Source organism: Rhodanobacter sp. B2A1Ga4 (assembly GCF_018101315.1).
Taxonomy (GTDB): Bacteria; Pseudomonadota; Gammaproteobacteria; order Xanthomonadales; family Rhodanobacteraceae; genus Rhodanobacter; species Rhodanobacter thiooxydans_A.
Genome location: NZ_JADBJR010000004.1, coordinates 29,666 through 46,518, shown reverse-complemented (window position 1 = coordinate 46,518; position 16,853 = coordinate 29,666). Strand labels below are relative to the sequence as shown.

21 protein-coding genes are annotated in these 16,853 nt (G+C 62.3%); 17 read left to right on the top strand and 4 right to left on the bottom strand.

The window, feature by feature from the left end; translation table 11 throughout:
- The first annotated feature begins 2 nt into the window (after positions 1-2).
- Positions 3-341 (top strand): hypothetical protein, encoded by a 339-nt coding sequence (locus tag IMW82_RS13215; protein WP_211004814.1) that lies wholly within the window; start codon positions 3-5, stop codon positions 339-341.
- 558 nt (positions 342-899) lie between these two features.
- Here IMW82_RS13215 and IMW82_RS13210 read toward each other — a convergent pair.
- The 3 genes from IMW82_RS13210 to IMW82_RS13200 form a co-directional block, all read right to left on the bottom strand.
- Entirely contained in the window at positions 900-1,415 is a 516-nt protein-coding gene (locus IMW82_RS13210; RefSeq protein WP_211004813.1) for a PH domain-containing protein, read from the bottom strand.
- A complete protein-coding gene (locus IMW82_RS13205; protein WP_211004812.1) occupies positions 1,405-1,653 on the bottom strand; it encodes a hypothetical protein in 249 nt (82 codons plus the stop codon). Before IMW82_RS13205 ends, IMW82_RS13210 begins: the two co-directional genes overlap by 11 nt.
- A gap of 298 nt (positions 1,654-1,951) precedes the next feature.
- Entirely contained in the window at positions 1,952-2,773 is an 822-nt protein-coding gene (locus tag IMW82_RS13200) for a DsbC family protein (RefSeq protein ID WP_211004811.1), read from the bottom strand.
- A gap of 211 nt (positions 2,774-2,984) precedes the next feature.
- Here IMW82_RS13200 and IMW82_RS13195 point away from each other — a divergent pair, with 211 nt between their 5' ends.
- From IMW82_RS13195 to IMW82_RS13125, 15 genes are all read left to right on the top strand, one after another.
- The gene (locus IMW82_RS13195; RefSeq protein ID WP_211004810.1) at positions 2,985-3,596 is read left to right on the top strand and encodes a hypothetical protein; all 612 of its coding nucleotides are present in this window, start codon (positions 2,985-2,987) and stop codon (positions 3,594-3,596) included.
- A gap of 21 nt (positions 3,597-3,617) precedes the next feature.
- Positions 3,618-4,511: a hypothetical protein gene (locus tag IMW82_RS13190; protein WP_211004809.1), complete on the top strand. Its 894-nt coding sequence runs from the start codon at positions 3,618-3,620 to the stop codon at positions 4,509-4,511.
- Positions 4,512-4,528: 17 nt separating this feature from the next.
- Positions 4,529-5,302 carry a hypothetical protein gene (locus IMW82_RS13185; RefSeq protein WP_211004808.1) on the top strand — a complete coding sequence of 258 codons (774 nt, stop codon included), beginning with the start codon at positions 4,529-4,531 and terminating at the stop codon, positions 5,300-5,302.
- A gap of 50 nt (positions 5,303-5,352) precedes the next feature.
- On the top strand, positions 5,353-5,661 hold the full coding sequence (locus IMW82_RS13180; protein WP_211004807.1) for an HU family DNA-binding protein: 309 nt from the start codon (positions 5,353-5,355) through the stop codon (positions 5,659-5,661).
- A gap of 89 nt (positions 5,662-5,750) precedes the next feature.
- The gene (locus IMW82_RS13175; RefSeq protein WP_211004806.1) at positions 5,751-6,269 is read left to right on the top strand and encodes a RusA family crossover junction endodeoxyribonuclease; all 519 of its coding nucleotides are present in this window, start codon (positions 5,751-5,753) and stop codon (positions 6,267-6,269) included.
- A gap of 143 nt (positions 6,270-6,412) precedes the next feature.
- A complete protein-coding gene (locus IMW82_RS13170) occupies positions 6,413-6,721 on the top strand; it encodes a hypothetical protein (RefSeq protein ID WP_211004805.1) in 309 nt (102 codons plus the stop codon).
- Complete coding sequence (locus tag IMW82_RS13165) at positions 6,718-7,134, top strand: hypothetical protein (RefSeq protein ID WP_211004804.1); 417 nt, start codon at positions 6,718-6,720, stop codon at positions 7,132-7,134. The genes IMW82_RS13170 and IMW82_RS13165 overlap by 4 nt, the downstream gene beginning before the upstream one ends.
- Complete coding sequence (locus tag IMW82_RS13160) at positions 7,131-8,888, top strand: DHHA1 domain-containing protein (RefSeq protein ID WP_211004803.1); 1,758 nt, start codon at positions 7,131-7,133, stop codon at positions 8,886-8,888. The genes IMW82_RS13165 and IMW82_RS13160 overlap by 4 nt, the downstream gene beginning before the upstream one ends.
- A 42-nt stretch (positions 8,889-8,930) precedes the next feature.
- Positions 8,931-9,407: a hypothetical protein gene (locus IMW82_RS13155; protein ID WP_211004802.1), complete on the top strand. Its 477-nt coding sequence runs from the start codon at positions 8,931-8,933 to the stop codon at positions 9,405-9,407.
- A gap of 70 nt (positions 9,408-9,477) precedes the next feature.
- The gene (locus IMW82_RS13150) at positions 9,478-10,104 is read left to right on the top strand and encodes a YjfI family protein (RefSeq protein WP_211004801.1); all 627 of its coding nucleotides are present in this window, start codon (positions 9,478-9,480) and stop codon (positions 10,102-10,104) included.
- A gap of 7 nt (positions 10,105-10,111) precedes the next feature.
- Positions 10,112-10,804, top strand: a complete 693-nt coding sequence (locus IMW82_RS13145) for a PspA/IM30 family protein (RefSeq protein WP_211004800.1) — start codon at positions 10,112-10,114, stop codon at positions 10,802-10,804.
- A 68-nt stretch (positions 10,805-10,872) separates the two neighbouring features.
- Positions 10,873-11,526 (top strand): DUF2491 family protein, encoded by a 654-nt coding sequence (locus tag IMW82_RS13140; RefSeq protein ID WP_211004799.1) that lies wholly within the window; start codon positions 10,873-10,875, stop codon positions 11,524-11,526.
- 19 nt (positions 11,527-11,545) lie between these two features.
- Positions 11,546-12,100: a DUF1190 domain-containing protein gene (locus tag IMW82_RS13135; protein WP_211004798.1), complete on the top strand. Its 555-nt coding sequence runs from the start codon at positions 11,546-11,548 to the stop codon at positions 12,098-12,100.
- A gap of 2 nt (positions 12,101-12,102) precedes the next feature.
- Positions 12,103-13,266, top strand: coding sequence for a glutathionylspermidine synthase family protein (locus IMW82_RS13130; protein ID WP_211004797.1), 1,164 nt, complete (start codon positions 12,103-12,105; stop codon positions 13,264-13,266).
- A 144-nt stretch (positions 13,267-13,410) separates the two neighbouring features.
- Positions 13,411-14,097: a hypothetical protein gene (locus IMW82_RS13125; protein ID WP_211004796.1), complete on the top strand. Its 687-nt coding sequence runs from the start codon at positions 13,411-13,413 to the stop codon at positions 14,095-14,097.
- A 180-nt stretch (positions 14,098-14,277) separates the two neighbouring features.
- On the opposite strand, the gene IMW82_RS13120 is transcribed toward IMW82_RS13125, so the two are convergent.
- Positions 14,278-15,531 (bottom strand): hypothetical protein, encoded by a 1,254-nt coding sequence (locus IMW82_RS13120; protein ID WP_211004795.1) that lies wholly within the window; start codon positions 15,529-15,531, stop codon positions 14,278-14,280.
- A 206-nt stretch (positions 15,532-15,737) separates the two neighbouring features.
- Here IMW82_RS13120 and dnaN point away from each other — a divergent pair, with 206 nt between their 5' ends.
- A complete protein-coding gene (dnaN, locus tag IMW82_RS13115) occupies positions 15,738-16,844 on the top strand; it encodes a DNA polymerase III subunit beta (protein WP_211004794.1) in 1,107 nt (368 codons plus the stop codon).
- Positions 16,845-16,853 lie beyond the last annotated feature (9 nt).

Here is a 16,853-nt window from a genome sequence, read left to right as displayed (position 1 = left end):
TCATGGCCACGCTGCTGGCGGCGTTGGCTGTGGCTCTGGATCACCCCTTCGCGTACCAGGTCTACCCGTTTCTGGTGGTCGTGAAGCGCGGTGCCAATCCGGTCGAGAGCGAGACGACGTTGCATCGGTTCAGGCGCTGGGTGCTGCAGGCCATCTGTGTCGTCGCGATTGTTGCGCCGGCGGCGCGCCTGTTCACGGCCGGTGCCGCAGCTATTCCGGCTCCGCCGGCGACGACGGTCACGCTGATGGTTGGTGCACTGGCGCTCGTCGTAGCATTCGGTGCCGATCCGCTCGCGCGCCGCGTCTTTCCCGCGCGTGAGGTATCGGGTCTTCGGATCTAATTGCGGGTGCCGAAAGCGAGATCCGGTTTGACGAGCAGGTGAGAGCAAGGAATCGAAACGATGCCTGAGAATGATGACCCCTTGGCTCGATTGCCCACCTGGCAATTGGTCTGCCTGATGCTGGCTAGCACGAGTGCGGCCGGCAGCGCGTTCTTTCTTATGGGCGCCCTAGTGCTCGGGTGGCCTGGTGCGACGGCAGGGATCGTCGTGTTCTGTCTCGGGGGTTTGGCTACGGCGCTCTTGAAGCCTCGAACGTAGCTCGGATGTCAGAAGCATCGAGCTGGTCGAGAAGCTTCACCCAGAAGTGCCTCAGATTGAAATCGGCGGCAGCCAGGTACAAAGACAATCCAGGCCCCACGCCTTCGGCATGCAGAGAAACGGGGCGGCTACGCCCAGCAACTCGAAAGAGTGGCCGCTGGCAACGTCGCAAAGCCGCAGTGGTGATTCGACCGCGCATCGCATCATCGCCCGCCGATTTCAATCTGAGGCACTACGCTTGCTACTTTCGTCGAAGGTGCGACACGTGGGCACCGACCGCATCAATGTGCGGGGCACAAATCACACGCGGCCGTAATTGACCTCGCGGATGCCTTTGCGATCGCGCAGGGCAATGGCAGCCCGATTGAGATCGTCGCGAAAGACGACAGGGTTGGGCATGCCGAGCATGACCAGGCGTGGCGTAACGAGGTCGCTGCTGTCGACGACGATCGTGCCGATTCCAAGGATGTCCTGCCACCACGTCTGATACAGCGTCACGTCCTGCACGCGGAACAGCTCAAGGCTCGTGAACTTCCGCATGAAGATGCCACGACGGACGTGGATACGCTCGGCATCCACAGTGTAGGAGATGGTGGAGGTCATCATGAAGCGCAGAAACACCAGTGCGACCACGAGAATCACCGGTGCAAGGATGAGGACATGGGGTGCCTTCAGCGTGGTCCGGCACCAGGTCACACCCACGAACATGATGAAAGCAATAAATAGGGTAGGGGCGTTCACCGCCTGGGATGGGGACCCCTGAAACAGGATCGGGGCCACGAGCGTGGGCTGCGACGCGGCGGACTTATTCGCCATCCGGAGATCTCCAGTCTTTCATGAAATCGGTGAGGTAGGCCGGTGGCCACAAGATCAGGGTGGCCAATGCCACTGCTGCCGCGATGGCACCGCACGTGTCACCCATGTTGGCCGGGGTGCCCTGGTGGAAGACCTTCAGCATGACCAAGCCGTAAATGATGCTGGTGCCGAAGGACACGAGGAGCCGAAGGGCGAGATCCTTGGCGAGTCGTTGGACCCGCTGTCTTTCGGTTGGCATCACGGGCTTCCTTGAGTAGTCGGATGAGCAGGGAGGGCCGGAACATCACGTAGGCGAGCCAGAGGACGTACCCGACCAGGAACCCAGTTCCGATCATTTGCCATTCGGCGGTCGACCATGAAGGGCCGGACATGTCGAGCGGGAGCTCGATCGCTGCGGCGCGGCCGACGTTGAGAGCAACGATCGGAGTAGCGATGCACATCGCCAATCCAGCAATGTAACGCCCCGCCCAGCGCCATTCGCTGGGACTTTCCACGGCACCGCTGTGGCGGCCGGGCGGGGTGTTCACGGCACGACGCTACTTTGCCTCGGCGACCTTTTCGCCGGACGTGGGTTGGTGATCGAGCTCCTGCAGCTTCGCCAGCATCTGCGCCGGCGTCATGAAACCGCCGATCTTGCGGCCGGTCCGGTCGAAGACAGCCGGCGTACCATTGATGCCGAGTTTCTCACCGAGTGACAAGAGGGTGGGGAAGTCCGCAGAGTTCTTGCACGTGGCGGTCGGTACCGGCTGCCCATTCATGGCGGCGCTGTAGGCCGACACAGGGTCCTTGGCGCACCAGACCGATTGCATCTGCACCAGGTTGGGTGCCTGCATGCCGGCGCGCGGCCACGGAACGTAGTTGATCTGGATGCCTTCGGCCAGGTAGCCCTGGGTGTTCTTGAAGAGCAGCTGGCAATACCCGCAGCTCGTATCGGTAAAGGCGGTCACCACATACTTCGGGTGCTTCGGCTTGAAGCTGATGACGTCCTGGGCAGGAATGCTGGCCAGCGCTTCGACCCGTACGTTGCCCAGAACGGCGTCCGTGAGGTTCTGCTTAGTCTTGGTGTCCAGCAGGACGCCGTAGAACAGGTAGCGACCATCCTCGGAGGCGTACATTACGGACGCGTCCGCCACCACGGTCTTGATGCCCGGGAAGGGCGAGTCGGAGATCTGCTTCAGCTTCGCCTGCGGGTTGATGTCGTGGACCAGATGCCGAATGGCTTCGACGGTCTGCGGAGTCACATCCTTGGCCACCACCGGTTGTTCAGCCGGGCTGTTGGCCGCTGCCGGTGTTGCGGCGAAAGCGACGCTGCAGGCAAGGGAGAGCAAAAGGGCGGGCAGTACGGCAAGACGGTTCATCGGCACAGCTCCTTGTTGGCAATGGCCCGGCGGGCCTCCTATGCCAAGCATCTTAGGGAGCGATGCCACGGTATCGGATCAGAATCTGGCCGATTGTCGGGGTATTTGCGGAGATGTTGCGATCCGTCGTGGACTGAGGAAAGTTGGTGGATCTTGTGCGTCTCGCGAGGTGAGATAGATGTTGAGTGTCCCAACCACTCAGGAGAGTCTCGTGTTCGTCGACCGCTTTGCCCCGTATGCCGTCAACATCCTCCGGATCCACTTCCGTGAAGACCTGCCCTGGGCAGCCACCGAGCTGCTGAAGGATGGCGAAAAGATCGGCAACGTCCGGCTGGAGGCTGAGAACGGGCGTACCGTTGTGTTGTACGAATTCGACACGGTCCGCGCGGACTTCGAGTTTCGCAGCCATCTCAGCCGGCTGTCCCCGACCTTTCTGGACGAGATGCCTGCCGACGAAGAGTCCTTCATGGGTCTGTTCTTCATCGGGCTGGTCGACGCCTGGCACCTCCACACCACGCTGACCAAGATGTGCGAGCATCACACGTGCTTCCGCCTGACAGGTGATGTCGCGGATACCTGGCGTGTCGCAGACAAGCCGTACTCGCCGTCGGTAGCAGACGAGCTGAAGGACATGTACGGCAGCGGGCTCGAGGCGGTCGCCAACGCCATGCTTGTCGCCGTCAAACAACAGTCGACCGAAGTGGCGTCCCACCGCCACCGCCGGTCCCGGCGGAAGCTGGCCGCGGTTTCGGCAAATAGTCGAAAAACCATTGAGTTTTCGAGCGCTGAACAGTCACCGGCGCAGGTAGAGTGCATGGCGTGACTCCGAAGGAAAGGTCTCGTCATGGATCGACCGCAAAGAATTCTGCTGGCACTGGCGCTATGTGTGCCCGTGATCACCACCGCCGCGCAAGGGTCGCGCACGGTGCGAACGATCACGGAAACAGAGGCGGCTCCAGCACCCGCCACCAGCATGGGCGCGCCGGCTTCGGCCGTCTCTCAGGCACCGGTTGCACCGAGCGACGCCGACAAGACCCGCAAAGTGCAGGAACCCGCGACAGCCGCGTCGGCCAGCACGCCGCCCGTGGACGCAGCAGTTCGCACCATTGCTTCCGTGACGCCAGTCGCCCATACCGTTTGTCCTGAGGGGACGCACGTCGCGGCCACTCAACAAGGCCAGATCCGTCAGGTGGGTCAGGATTTTGACCAGGTGATCTCCGGCGTGGCCGTGAGGTCGTGCACGACGGCACCGTTGGCCGAGATATCACCAGCCCGCCCGCCGGCTCTCGTTGACGCGGCACCACGACATTCGCACCGCCCCTTGCCGGAGAGCGATCCCAATGTCCGGCAGTGCGTCCAGCATGCCGCGCAGGTGTTTGGTATCCACCAGCTGCCCTTGTATCTGATCCTCGATGTCGAGGGCGGTACGCTTGGCAAGGTCTCGGCCAACACCAATGGCACCTATGACATCGGGCCGGCCCAGATCAACTCCTGGTGGTTACCGACGCTGGCCAAGGCCGGCATTTCCGAGGACGCGCTGCGAGACGACCTGTGCACCAACGTCCTGGCGAGCGGTTGGATCTACGCGCAGGCCTTACGGCAGACCGGCAACATGGCCAAAGCCATCGCTCTGTACCATTCTCCAACGCCGAAGCACCAATATCGGTACCTGGGCATGATCGATAGCGCGATCAACCGCCGCCTGGCACCAGCGGTTGCCATCAACAACAAGAAGTAGAAGGAAATTCGTCCCCCATGGGATACGCCAACGCCTACGTGCAGAAGCATCTGGAGACGATCGCGAGCAACTTGCCTCGCCTGATCGGTGTGAGCACAGACATCATCTTGAATCCACGCACCAACACCACGCACGATGGTTTGACCGTGTTTCGGCGCAACGGCACCTCCACGCGCATCGACATCACCGAGCGGGTCGAAGGTCGCGCCGTCGAGCAGCTGATCAAGAACTGCGGTGTCAACGACAAGGCCGCGGCCGCGATCGCCGAAGCCGGGCGGCTGCTGTACAGGATCAATCCACGCGGAGCATGGTGCGTGGAAGCCGTGCGGGTGAATTCGCCCCTCATCCTGGCGGCCTATGAGCATCCGGACGCCAACGAGCGGTCAAGCTACGCGCTATCTGTCGTGGATCGCCTGGCAGAGATGCTTCCGACCGTGGCCAAGGTCATTGGCGAATCGAGTGAGGTCAGCACTGTCGGTGGTGGACGCGTCCGCAAGCGGACCTGGATCCGCTTCGAAGACCTCCGGGGCCAAGAACTGGCAGCGATCGACACCAGTGTCCTGCAGGCGCACGCCCGGGACGCGCTGCTTCGCCTCGAGCACGAGCACCTGGACGTGAACCTTCATCGGCTGGCGCTGTGGTCCAGGCAGTTGCAGATCGAGCCGGTCGACGTGCCAGGAGCCAATGAGGACGCTCAGGTCGAGGCCGCCGGGGAGGTCATGAGCCTGCTTGCCGTTGCCATGGTCACCTTCGCCGCCGACGAGCTGTGGCTTCACCGCTCGGCTCAATAATCACCGGAGCCCTCCCGGAGGGAGGGTGACAGCAGGGGTCCAAGAGGGACATGGATAAGCAGGAACTCATCAAAGCGGTGCAGAAGGCGACGGGCCAACACCACGACGACGTCAAGTCGATCGTCAATACGCTGTTTGAGTGTATCGGCAGCGCGCTCGCGGCTGGCGAAGGGGTGAATATCCGCAGCTTCGGCCAGTTCACCGTACGCGAGGTCAGCGGCCGCACGACCAAGGATATTGGCACGGGCCAGCTGCGCTGGAACACCGACTCCATCGTGCCTACCTTCCGGCCGAGCAAGCCGCTGAAGCATCGCGTGAAGTCAGGTTGGGGCAAGGGTCGGGGCAGGGGCCGGTCATGAATCGCCGTGTTTCGCGCGATGCATGGACTCGCTACGTGGGCGAGCCGGCCGTCATGCAGCCGGCTGCCCGACGGTGCGCGAATCCAAGTATGAGCGCAGTGGTCAGCAAGCCCCGCCGGCGCGCCTTGCCCCGGTCGGCCATCGCCTCTGCGCTGGCGGAAACTCGAGTTGCTGATGCCGCCATCCCGAATGTCCAGGTTTTCAATGTCGACCCGGTGCCGAAGCCGCGTATGACGCAACGCGACAAGTGGATCAAGCGGCCCTGTGTCCTGCGCTACCGAGCACTGGGTGACGAATTGCGCTTGCGTGGGCTGAGGATGCCGCACCGCTACAGCCTCATCTTCATCATGGCCATGCCAGCAAGTTGGTCGGTTGCGGAAAAGGACGCCGCCAACGGCCTGCCAAACCTGCGCCGTCCTGACGCGACGAACTTATCGAAGGCAGTGGAGGACATCGCGCTGCAGAAGGACGAAGCGCTGTGGGACGGCCGGGCGCGAAAATACTGGGGCCATCGCGGGCGCATCATCGTGCTCAAGCGCGATGTCGACCTCCTCGCATCTGTCGACGATGACGCAAGGTGCCCAGCAGAGTTTCTGCCGAGCCCGTGAAGCGCCTGTCCGACATCTTCCCGAAACGCATGGGCCTGCGGCGAGTTCGTGGGCCGCGCGTCCTATGCGCCGTCTGCGACACGCACCAGCTGCCGAGAGACGTACGCGTCACTGCGTTGGACCTATGCGACCCAGCGTGTCTCGTGACGGAAGTGGAGTTTGCCTGCACGTGGTGCGGCTTTCCCGCGCGCCGGCGCTATCGCCTCCAGGTCATCGACGGAGCGGTGACCCATACGGTATTCGATACCGACTCCAGATCATGGGAGCTCGTTCAGGCCGAGGAGATGCCTCCTTCGATCTGGGGCGTGTGGGACCTTGTCGCGATCCTCGCGGCGATCGTTGTCTACCTGGCGTTGCCGTCGACTGACCAGTCGCTGGGAATGTGGCTCGTTCTTTGTCTCGCGGCGATGGCAGTACGCTGGGTCGTGACACATCTTGGAGCGATCAAGTGACAAACCACGCCAGCCGTCCGTACCTGTACCTTGGCACCCGCGTTGACTCGCCGGAGCCAACGTTCGGCTGGGTCGCGTGGCCGGTGACAGATACGTTGGTGTCGCGCCTTCGCCATGCCTTCATGCAGTGCGTGGATCGTCGCGAGGACCGCGTGGTCTACGAGGCGACCGGGTCACTGTGGAGCCCCACCGCCACACCGGCCGTCATGAGTCCATCCGTAGAGGTCTCTGCCGAGGGAATGTTTCGCCTGTACGGCTTCGCCGAGCCCGAGTTCAACAAGGTCTCGACCTCATGGCACGACGTGGAGCGTTTCGCTGCCAACGTTGCTTCCGGTGAGCGCTGCTTTGAGGAAGATCCCGAGCGCCTGAAGGACTTGTGGCAGCTCGCCAAGCGGCGAGGTGCGTCCCAGTGACCGTCGTTGTACGCCAGAGGGAACGCAACCCGGAAGTCATGGCGGCTGCGCAGGCGCACGGTTACGACGCGCTGCAGTCAGCCATCTTGTCGGCCCGCCTCACCAACACCGATCTAAGCGTCGTCACGCCGAGTGTTCGCGATCTGGATCCCCCTGATCAACTCCCTGATATCGATGTGGCAGCCGATGCGATCGCCGACGCAATCATGAGCGGTCGACCCTTGGCCTGCTTGACGGACTTCGACTGCGACGGCAGTTCCAGCGCATTTGTGTTGATGGAATCGCTGGTGGAGCATTTCCACGTGCCGACCCAGCAGGTGACGCTACTGATCACCCATCGCATGCGCGAAGGCTACGGCGTCAGCGATCGCTTCGTCGATCGATTGCTTGAGGACTGCAAGCCCAACACCCTCCTCATCACTGCCGACCAAGGAACGTGCGACAACGCCCGATTCGAACGCCTCCGTGCTGAGCGCGGTTGCGACACCGTTGTGACGGATCACCACGGGGTGCCGGAGGCGGGTCCGCCGGCGGCCGCCATCGCCTGCGTAAATCCTGTGCGCACAGACAGTGCATTTCCAGATCGGTGCATTGCCGGTTGCTATGTCGCCTGGCTGACCATGTGTGCCGTGCGCCAGCGCCTCATCAAGCGCGGCTGGCTCGCACCAGATGCACCGTCGCTGGCGTGCCTGCTCGACGTGGTCTGTGTGGGCAGTGTCGCCGACCTGATGTCGCTGCGCACGTCGAAGAACAACCGCGCGGTCATCAACTACGGGTTGCGTCTCATCAACGGGCCGAATCCTCGACCGGTGTGGACCGCCCTGCGTCAGTTGATGAAGAAGGAAGGCCTCTTCACCACCAAGGACCTGTCTCACGGGGCTGCCCCTCGCTTCAACGCGGCGAGTCGCATCGACGATGCGATGGCCGTGCTGCGGCTCCTGCGAACGCGCGATCCCATGGAAGCGATGGTGCTGGTCTCACAACTGGACGCAGACAACCAGCTCCGCAAGTCGATCCAGCAGAAGATGTCCGAGGTTGCGCTGGAAATCGGGGCGCTTCAGGCCGAGGCCGGGCGCTCTCTGATCTGCGTGCACTTCCCCGACGGCCATGCCGGTGTCCACGGCATCGTCGCGTCCCGGCTGGTCGAGGCATTTGGACGTCCTTCCTGCTGCCTGTCACCCAAACCAGATGTGCCAGGCATGCTGACGGGATCGTTGCGCGCGGTTGCTGGCGTCAACATTCGTGGGGCGCTGGCCGTCGTGGACTCGAAGTATCCGGGCGTGCTCAAGCACTGGGGCGGTCATGCCGGTGCTGCCGGCATCGGCATCTCGGAAGAAGACGTTGAGCGATTCCACGACGCCCTGTGCGATGCGGTCATGGAGCAGGTAGACACGACGAAGTTGGAGCCGGTGCTCTGGGTTGACGGCGAGCTCGGTGAAGCTCCGTCGCTGGATACCCTGTCGCGAATCAGTGCACTCGAACCCTACGGGCGTGAGTTCGAGGCGCCGGTGTTCGTTGACCGCTTCACGGTGACCAACATGCGCATCGTCGGTGACGGCACGCATCTGAAGCTCGACCTGCAGGACGCTCGAGGTCGGCGCTGCGGCGGCATCTGGTTTCGTGCCATGGCCGCCGGCGAGGTTCCGCCCGTCGGTGCAGGTGAAGAAGTGCGACTGGCCTATTCGGTCGCGCTCAATTGTTTTCGTGGCAAGGAATCGGTCGACCTGCAGGTGTTGCAGGCCGTAACGGACTAACCCCGTCGTCCTACGCGGACGACAACACATAAGGAACGTGTGATGAAACCTCGCATCTTGAAAGCCCTCGTGGCGATGACCCTGATTGTCGCCATCGGCTTTGCGGCCACCGTCGCGGTGAGCCACATGCCGGTCGAAGTGAGCCTGGCCTCGGGGCAATGTACGACCAAGCCGATCGGGCCGTACGGGATTACCAGTGGGCCGCTTCCGTGCCGCTTTGCCGCCTATCCGTTCCCGTCAGACGATGGATGGGTGGTCATCGGTGCCGGCGGCGAAGTGCAGGATCAGTGCCTGAAGATCCCCGCCGATGCCTTGCGCAAGGGTGCCCTGAGCGTGGTCTGGTCCTCACGTCTTCTTTTCCGCTTGCCGGCGCGGTGCCACGACAGCTACGCCGTGTACCACCCGGGCCAGCAGCCGATGGTCGATTTCGGCCGGCTTGCCCACCTCTTTGGCCGGCCATCGAGCGCTCCGGATCCGGTGGCAAGTCGCGCCACGAAACTAGGTGTGTCAACGAAATAGTGTAACGGGGTCATCGTTTGCAATGATTACTTGTAATGATTACAAGTAACGCCATTGTTGGAGCGGTGCGATGCCACGAAAGAAACCCACTACCAGCCCTTCGCCTGGAGCGATCGCTCAGCGGCGCTTCCGGGATCGCATGAAAGAGATGGGACTGGCTCCCTATCAGGTCTACATCCGCGAGGAGCACAAGGAGGCCCTCAGTCGCGTCGAGCAGACCCTTCGATTACCAACTCTTCCTTCTTACGTTTACCTCATGGACAACCAATCAATGGCACACCACTGGACGACCCACTCTCTGTTTGACGCTCTTCTTGCCTCCGACTACGTGAAGGAAGGCCGCGCACGGATCACGCTCGAGCGCGGCTCGGAGGCTGTGATCTACATCGAAGCGCACGATCACGGCGATCTGCCCATGCAGATGCTGGCTTCCGGCACCGAGATCCAGGTGTCCACGATTCTCTGCCTGGCCTCCAGCGTGAAGGATCGGGGCACCTTCAACGAGGCCTGCCTCCGCCTGAATCCCATCTACCCGTTATCGAATTTCGGTCTGAGCACCGTAGGTGGCGAGGACGCCTACATCGTGTTCGGGCAGCTGTCGGCGATGTCGCCGCTGGGGAACGTGATCGAGGAAATCCACACCCTCGGGCACTGTGCGACCCAGGCCGCCAACGAACTCCACTCCCACTTGAACTGAGGCAATCATGGCCATCATCGAAAAGCTCATCACGCTGGTGCGCGGCACCGCCACCGACGCCGGTCAGGCGATCGTCGACCGCAATGCGATCACGATCCTGGAACAGGAAATCAGAGATTCCAGGTCCGCACTCGATCAGTCGAAGGTCGACCTGACCCGGCTCATGGCCGAACGGAAGCTCGCCAGCGACAAGCTCGACGCGAAGAAGGCGAAGGTCACCGAACTCAGCGCATCCATCCAGAAGCTGGTGGACAAGGGCAGCGAGCAGTCCCTGGCGTTGGAGGTTGCTGGCAAGGTCGCCGGGCTCGAAAACGAGATCAAAGCCGACGAAGCGACCGTCAAAAGCATGGACGACAACATCGAGCGACTGCGCGGCTCGATTCGTCAGGCGGAGTCGACAGTCGAGCACCTCTCGCGTCAAATCGACACCGTCAAAGCGACGGCGTCGGTCCAGCGCGCGCAGGACGCGATCGCAGCGCGCACGTCGGGCTCCAACACCAAATTGCGCACCGCCATGGACTCGCTGAGCCGCATCCAGGAACAGCAGCAGCTGAAGGATGCTCAGTTCGACGCCGCCAAGCAGCTGGAAGACACCAGCGGCGACGGTGATCTCCAGGCGCGGTTGCAGGCGGCGGGCGTCGTGCCATCCGACACGGCCGCGGCGGACGTGCTCGCTCGCTTCAGTAAGCCGGGAGCCTGACGCGCCACCTTGCCGGCGGCGCCGCACCGGCGCGGCCGGCTTCATCCACAGGGACGAAGGATCACACCATGTTCGAAAATCTATTCGGCACGAAGGCCGAAGTGGAGTCTGCGTCTGCCACGCCCCGCGGCGTCGGTGGATTCCGGCTCGGCGGTGCCGTTGTCGTCGACGCGCTTCTCTTCAAGGCGAACGCGGGCGCTTTTGGTTTTGAACCGCCGGCGGGCGACCAGCCCATTGAAGCACTGGGTACGGTCGATCTGGGCGGAGGCACCATGCTGTATCGCTGGTACGTCGAGGACGATGCCTGGTACCAGGTGAAGGCGACCGCAGGTCAGGTCGACGAGATCAAGTTGTTCGTGTATGCCGACACCATCAATCCGCCCACTGCCGACGCGTTCCGTCAGTGGGTCGAGCCGACTTCCGATCTCGGCAAACCGCAGCTGACGTTCAACGGAAAGGCCTATCAGCGCGTCTGGGGTGATGGCCCCACCGACGCGTGGGCACCGCCCGTCGCCTACGACGAAAGCGTCACCCACCCACCGGGTGACACGGCCGACTTCACCATGACGCATTACTCGATGCTCTACCAGCGGGAGGTCGAGGGATTGCCAGGACGGTTCGAATACCTATTCGTGTCCGCAGAGGATTACGGCCCGAACAGCTTCGATGTCGTCTTTTCGTTGGGCATCGACGTCACTGACGCCGATTTGTCGATTACCTGAGCCACGGAAGGAGAGAAGCATGAAACGTTCAACCTGTGCATCGCTGGTGCTGATGGGCCTTGCACCCCTGCTGCTGACCGCATGCGACGATAGTTCGCCGGCCACTTCGCGCCAGACGTTTGCGACCGTCGACCAGTGCGTGCAGGCGGGGGTCCCCAAAGACACCTGCCAGACCGCGCAGACCCAGGCGCTGGCCAACGCCTCGAAGGAGTCACCGCATTTCGGCACCCGCGAGCAGTGCGTCGCCCAGTACGGCGCGGACATGTGTCGTCAGGGATCGGACGGCTCCTTCTGGATGCCCGCGCTGTCGGGCTTCCTGATCGGTCGAATGATGGACAACAACCGCAACCAGGCCGTCTACATGCCGGCTGGCCCGGTGTACCGGCAGTCGTCTGGCGCATATACCTCCCCGTCGAGCGGCGTCTATGGTGGCAGCTACCGGTCGAGCTCCAGCGGTTGGAGTTCGAGCGCAAGCGAAAGTGGCCACGGGAGCAGTGCCGGTTCCCGAGCGATCACGGCGGGACGCGGTGGCTTCGGCTCGTCGCATGCCATGGCCGGCAGCTGGGGCGGCTGAGCATGCGACGGATCAACATCGCTCCACGCACCGACTGGCAGCAGACGGCGGAGGCCTATGGCTTCCACTTTCACACCATCGAAGGTGAGGCGTACTGGGACGAGTCGGCGTACTACGCCTTCTCGTTGCAGCAGATCGAACGCGACATTGAGGATCCGACGGCCGAGATCCACCAGATGGCCATGGCACTCGTGGGCGAGGTCATGCGCAGTGAGTCGCTGCTTACCAGACTCGCGATTCCATCCTCGCACTGGGACTGGATCGCCGATAGCTGGCATCGAGGTCAGCCGCACCTCTACGGCCGGATGGATCTTGCCTATGACGGCACGGGTCCCGCCAAGCTCTACGAGCTGAACTACGACACCCCGACCTCGTGCTACGAGGCCGCGTTCTTTCAGTGGCTCTGGCTCGAACAGCAGATTGAGCGTGGTGCGCTGCCGAAGGGCACGGACCAGTTCAATTCGATCCAGGACAAGCTCGTGCTCGCCTTCGCCGAGCTTGCCAAGGATTTGCCGCGACCGTCCTACTTCAGCTCGGTTCGCGACAGTATCGAAGACCGGGGCACCGTCGACTACCTTCGTGACTGCGCCCAGCAGGCTGGCATCGCCGCGGGGAACATTGCGATCGAGGACATTGGCCTTTCCACGACCGGAACCTTCACCGACCTCAACGATACCGTCATCGGTACGCTGTTCAAGCTGTACCCGCTGGAGGATCTGTTCGCCGACCGCTACGGACCCGCATTGACGACGTCCGGCCTGCAGCTCATTGAACCACCCTGGAAGTCGGTGCTGAGCAACAAGGGCATCTTGCCCCTCCTTTGGGAGCGCTTCGAGGGGCATCCGAACCTACTGCCGGCGTATTTCGAGGCATCGGAGCCAACCGCGCTAGCTGCGGGCTGGGTGCGGAAGCCACTCTTCTCGCGAGAGGGTGCGAACATTCGGATGCGCACCGCCGAGGGCAGGACGGTGGAGTCAGACGGACCCTATGCTGGAGCGCCGCATATTCGACAGGCGTACCACCCGCTGACGAAATTCTCGGGCGGTTACCCACTCATCGGAAGCTGGGTGATCGGCGACTCGCCGGCGGGGATCGGCATCCGTGAGGACGCTGGACTGATCACGCGAGACACGTCGCGGTTCGTACCGCATGTGATTCTGGACTGACGTGCTATCTCACAGGCAAGCAGTTCACTTACCGTGTTGAGAGGTGGTTAAGTTGAATATAGCCCGAGACTGATCGATGGCCCGATTCTTTCGAGCTTCAGTACGACAATGTAATCTCACGAATCCGAGAAAGGAGAGCGGTTTATGTCCAAGAACAGTGCCGACAACAACGACGGTGATCGTCGCAATAGGATCATGGAGCTTGAACAAAGCCTCCAGCCCTGGATGACGGGCAAAGACACGGAACAAGTAGTCGCTGATCTCGTAACTTTCCAGCTAGCGTTGCTGGCGCGCAGATTTCCGGCCAAATTAAAGGCTGGGGACAAAAAGAAAATTAAGGACAATTTCCCAGATGCGTCAGACGCGCTGATCGCTGAGCGGTCCATGTCCAAAGAGGGGCTTGCATGGGTTTTGGCCCTGGCCACCCAGATGGCGGAGATCGCCATCGACTACAGCCCGCTGTCGCACTGTAAACCTTCTATCGACAACGACGAGAAACATCAGGCTGTGATTCGTGATGTGCTCGAGCCGCAGGTGTCTGCAGCCTTCGAGGCATCCGTGGAAGCCGGACTCTCACCCTATGGTGCTACGACGATGTTGATCATCTTGGGCGTGATCAACGGAATCAGGCACGGGGTCCACTGGTCGGCCGTTGCCCGACCGCTAGTTGAGTCGGTCACGGTGGCTCTTAAAAAAGGCGGAAGCGTCGAGCTTTCCCCGGAACAGGAAGAACTTGCGCTGCAGGCGCTGATGGGTCAGATGGGGATTTCCCGGAGCGAAGCAAAAAAATACGCCGAGCTTGCGAAGAAGAGGATATTGGAAGGTGGTTAGTCACTGTTGACTAACCACTCCCTGGAGGGGCGGTGGGGCACACACCCGCGAGATCGGTGTTCGCGGGGACTGGTGGCCCCAACAGCTCTCGTTTCATGCGGCACCTGACCTTGGACTCACCTCCAATACGTCCGCGGCGCGGCTTTCGACCTAACGTGGTGGGAATCGGTGACCTGTCGGCTATTTCTGTCCGAACTGTGCCGGAGCTACCGCTTCTTTGGGTGTCCAGCTGCAAAGCTCCGCGCTGGAGTAGTTTCTGCCGAAGGCATTCGAGCCTCGTACGCCTTCTCGCGCAACGACCTGACAGAACACAGCCACCGTGCCACTGCGAAGGATCCTTCCATCGGCACCATTGTGAAGTCGGTACCGCGCAAGCACCGAGCTTTGCATCAGTCGCTTCGACGTCGGGATCAGCGTCGAGTAGCCTCGGTCGGTCGCATTCTCGCTGGTGAGCTGGATGTCCAACACCGTGAGCCCGTCCTTCTTGGACAACGTGAGCAGTGCCAACGCTTCATCCGCAGCCGACGTCCCGCCGGCGGCGTCAGGCTGCAGGGTCTTTGCAAGATTCCCAAGGGCTGTAGCGGACTGGGTAAGTTTCGCGGTCAGCGCTTTGCACTCGGTGCGGTCACTAACTTCCGTCGCCAGTTGCGTCATCTGCCCGGCCAGGCTTTGGGCATCGCGAACTGTCGACGCAATGTCGGCGTCATGGCCTTGCGTAATGACAGGTGGCAAGTAGACCTCGCGGCTCGTGCCGCTGATGGCAGGAAACAGGTCGTCGTTAGCCAGTCCAACTCGGAAGGGCGACGGTTCACCCACCGTGGGCCGAAGCGTGTCAGAGATGCCCTTCATGGTCCCCAGCATCGTCTGCACAGCGGCGAGCCACGGGTTGAAGGTGCTGGGCAACCATCCACCAACGGTGGCCGCCGGAACGACGACGTTGGCGAGGGCCAGTCTGCTCACAGCGCCTTTCGGCGGAGTCGGTTCGCCGCCGCATGCTTTTGTCCCAGATGACTTCCGCGCTGCTTCCAGTAATCCTTGATAGGCAGTGATGATTGTCTTCGAATAGGCGATCTGCCCCTCGACGATCCGACCAGTATCGACAGCGCGCACGAAGTCGCCCCAGCTGCTCAGCAGCACGGGACCACTGGGGATCGTGCCAGTCGCTTTGGTACCGATGAGTTCGCTGGCCTTCTGAGCCGCCAAGAGGTCGAGCCAAGAGGCGAGGGTGGCCTTTCCAGCGGTATCACCGCCGCCGGCTGCCGGAGTATCGGGCTTGGCGGCGGCCTTGGGCGTGGACTTAGCTCCGACACTTCCGTCGGCCGGAGCTGGCGAACCTGACGACGCGGCGGCGGCGGGACCATCGCCCGCCCACGCCAACTGCCCCAAGGCGCTCACGCCGACCACCAGCCACAACATGACTGCGTTCGCTTTCATGCAGGTTCCCCCCTTCCATTGGCGATGCCGTTCTATCACCGGGTCAAGGCCGGTGGAAGTGCCGTCGTCGAGAATCTTTCGGTCCGGCAAGCGTCGTCGTCGCCCCAGGCTTCGACGACACGCATGGCAGCAACGAAATGGTGCCGAACTTCAGGAGCGAGAACGGCTGGGTAGGGTGGGTTGTCACCTGCAGATGGAGTACTGCCATGCAATTCCAGATCGCGCGCACCGACCTTCAGCGCCAGCTGCAACATGTCGCCAGCGCGGTACCGCGCGGCACACCACCCATGCCCGTCCTTTCCAACCTGCTCGCGGAGGTACGTGCCGGCCAGTTGCATCTGACGGGATCGGACACGGAAGTCACCATGCAGGGTGCCTGTGGGCTGAGGGAATCGTCCACCGACTCCTCGATCACGATCCCGGCAAAGAAGCTCCTCGATATCGTGCGCGCATTGCCGAGCACCGTGGACGCACTCGAAGCACGGCTTGTCGATCGCGACTGCCTGCAGATCCGGGCTGGTACCGGCCGCTACACCCTTGCCACGCTGCCGGCGACCGAATACCCACAGCGCCCCGTGGTGGGCGTCGCAACCTTGCTGAAGCTCAGTGATGGCCTGCTTTCAAGCCTGGTCCATGCGGTCGGCTACGCCGTGGCGTCGGCGGATCAGCGCACCTACCTCAACGGCATGCTCATCCACGTGGAAGGCTCAACGGTCACCTGCGTGGGCACCGATGGGCTGCGCATGGCGGTCGCCCGCGCGGCGCTGCCTCGGGACGTTGGCCCAGCCAAGCAAGTCATCCTTGCGCGGCGCGGCATGAACGCGATGCTGACCATGCTCGACGGCAAGGATTCGCCCGTCGACCTGGCCATTGGGTCACGCCACCTGAGCATGACCAAGGGGGAACAGTGCATGGTGTCAGGCCTGATCGACGGCAAATATCCGGACTTCGCCCGGGTCCTGCCCACAGGCATGAGACACGAGGTGAAGCTCGATCGGCGGGTTCTCCTAGACGCCGTCAAGCGCGCGACCATCATGGGGTCCGACGTCAAGGACGCCGTTGTCTTCGACTTCAGCGGTGACATCCTCAGGCTTTCTGCGTCGGCCAAGGACAAGGGTGACGGCAGTGAGGAACTGTTTGTTCCTGACCTGCGCATGACGATGCGCCTCGGTCTCAATGCCCGATACGTGACCGACGCCCTTGCCGCGCTTGTCGAGGACACGATCTACCTGCGGGTCAACAGTCCGAGCGAATCCGTGGTGCTGTCCAATGGCGATGGCAACGACCACGTCATCATGCCGATGCGGCTCTGAGAACTGTGC

Excerpts from the sequence above, each read along its gene's own strand:
- IMW82_RS13155 (WP_211004802.1), top strand. The coding sequence starts at position 8,931 with ATGAAACCTCGCATCTTGAAAGCCCTCGTGGCGATGACCCTGATTGTC.
- IMW82_RS13135 (WP_211004798.1), top strand. The coding sequence starts at position 11,546 with ATGAAACGTTCAACCTGTGCATCGCTGGTGCTGATGGGCCTTGCACCC.
- IMW82_RS13130 (WP_211004797.1), top strand. The coding sequence starts at position 12,103 with ATGCGACGGATCAACATCGCTCCACGCACCGACTGGCAGCAGACGGCG.
- dnaN (WP_211004794.1), top strand. The coding sequence starts at position 15,738 with ATGCAATTCCAGATCGCGCGCACCGACCTTCAGCGCCAGCTGCAACAT.
- IMW82_RS13190 (WP_211004809.1), top strand. The coding sequence starts at position 3,618 with ATGGATCGACCGCAAAGAATTCTGCTGGCACTGGCGCTATGTGTGCCC.
- IMW82_RS13125 (WP_211004796.1), top strand. The coding sequence starts at position 13,411 with ATGTCCAAGAACAGTGCCGACAACAACGACGGTGATCGTCGCAATAGG.
- IMW82_RS13120 (WP_211004795.1), bottom strand. The coding sequence starts at position 15,531 with ATGAAAGCGAACGCAGTCATGTTGTGGCTGGTGGTCGGCGTGAGCGCC.
- IMW82_RS13180 (WP_211004807.1), top strand. The coding sequence starts at position 5,353 with ATGGATAAGCAGGAACTCATCAAAGCGGTGCAGAAGGCGACGGGCCAA.
- IMW82_RS13215 (WP_211004814.1), top strand. The coding sequence starts at position 3 with ATGGCCACGCTGCTGGCGGCGTTGGCTGTGGCTCTGGATCACCCCTTC.
- IMW82_RS13210 (WP_211004813.1), bottom strand. The coding sequence starts at position 1,415 with ATGGCGAATAAGTCCGCCGCGTCGCAGCCCACGCTCGTGGCCCCGATC.
- IMW82_RS13205 (WP_211004812.1), bottom strand. The coding sequence starts at position 1,653 with ATGCCAACCGAAAGACAGCGGGTCCAACGACTCGCCAAGGATCTCGCC.
- IMW82_RS13175 (WP_211004806.1), top strand. The coding sequence starts at position 5,751 with ATGAGCGCAGTGGTCAGCAAGCCCCGCCGGCGCGCCTTGCCCCGGTCG.
- IMW82_RS13200 (WP_211004811.1), bottom strand. The coding sequence starts at position 2,773 with ATGAACCGTCTTGCCGTACTGCCCGCCCTTTTGCTCTCCCTTGCCTGC.
- IMW82_RS13145 (WP_211004800.1), top strand. The coding sequence starts at position 10,112 with ATGGCCATCATCGAAAAGCTCATCACGCTGGTGCGCGGCACCGCCACC.
- IMW82_RS13185 (WP_211004808.1), top strand. The coding sequence starts at position 4,529 with ATGGGATACGCCAACGCCTACGTGCAGAAGCATCTGGAGACGATCGCG.
- IMW82_RS13150 (WP_211004801.1), top strand. The coding sequence starts at position 9,478 with ATGCCACGAAAGAAACCCACTACCAGCCCTTCGCCTGGAGCGATCGCT.
- IMW82_RS13140 (WP_211004799.1), top strand. The coding sequence starts at position 10,873 with ATGTTCGAAAATCTATTCGGCACGAAGGCCGAAGTGGAGTCTGCGTCT.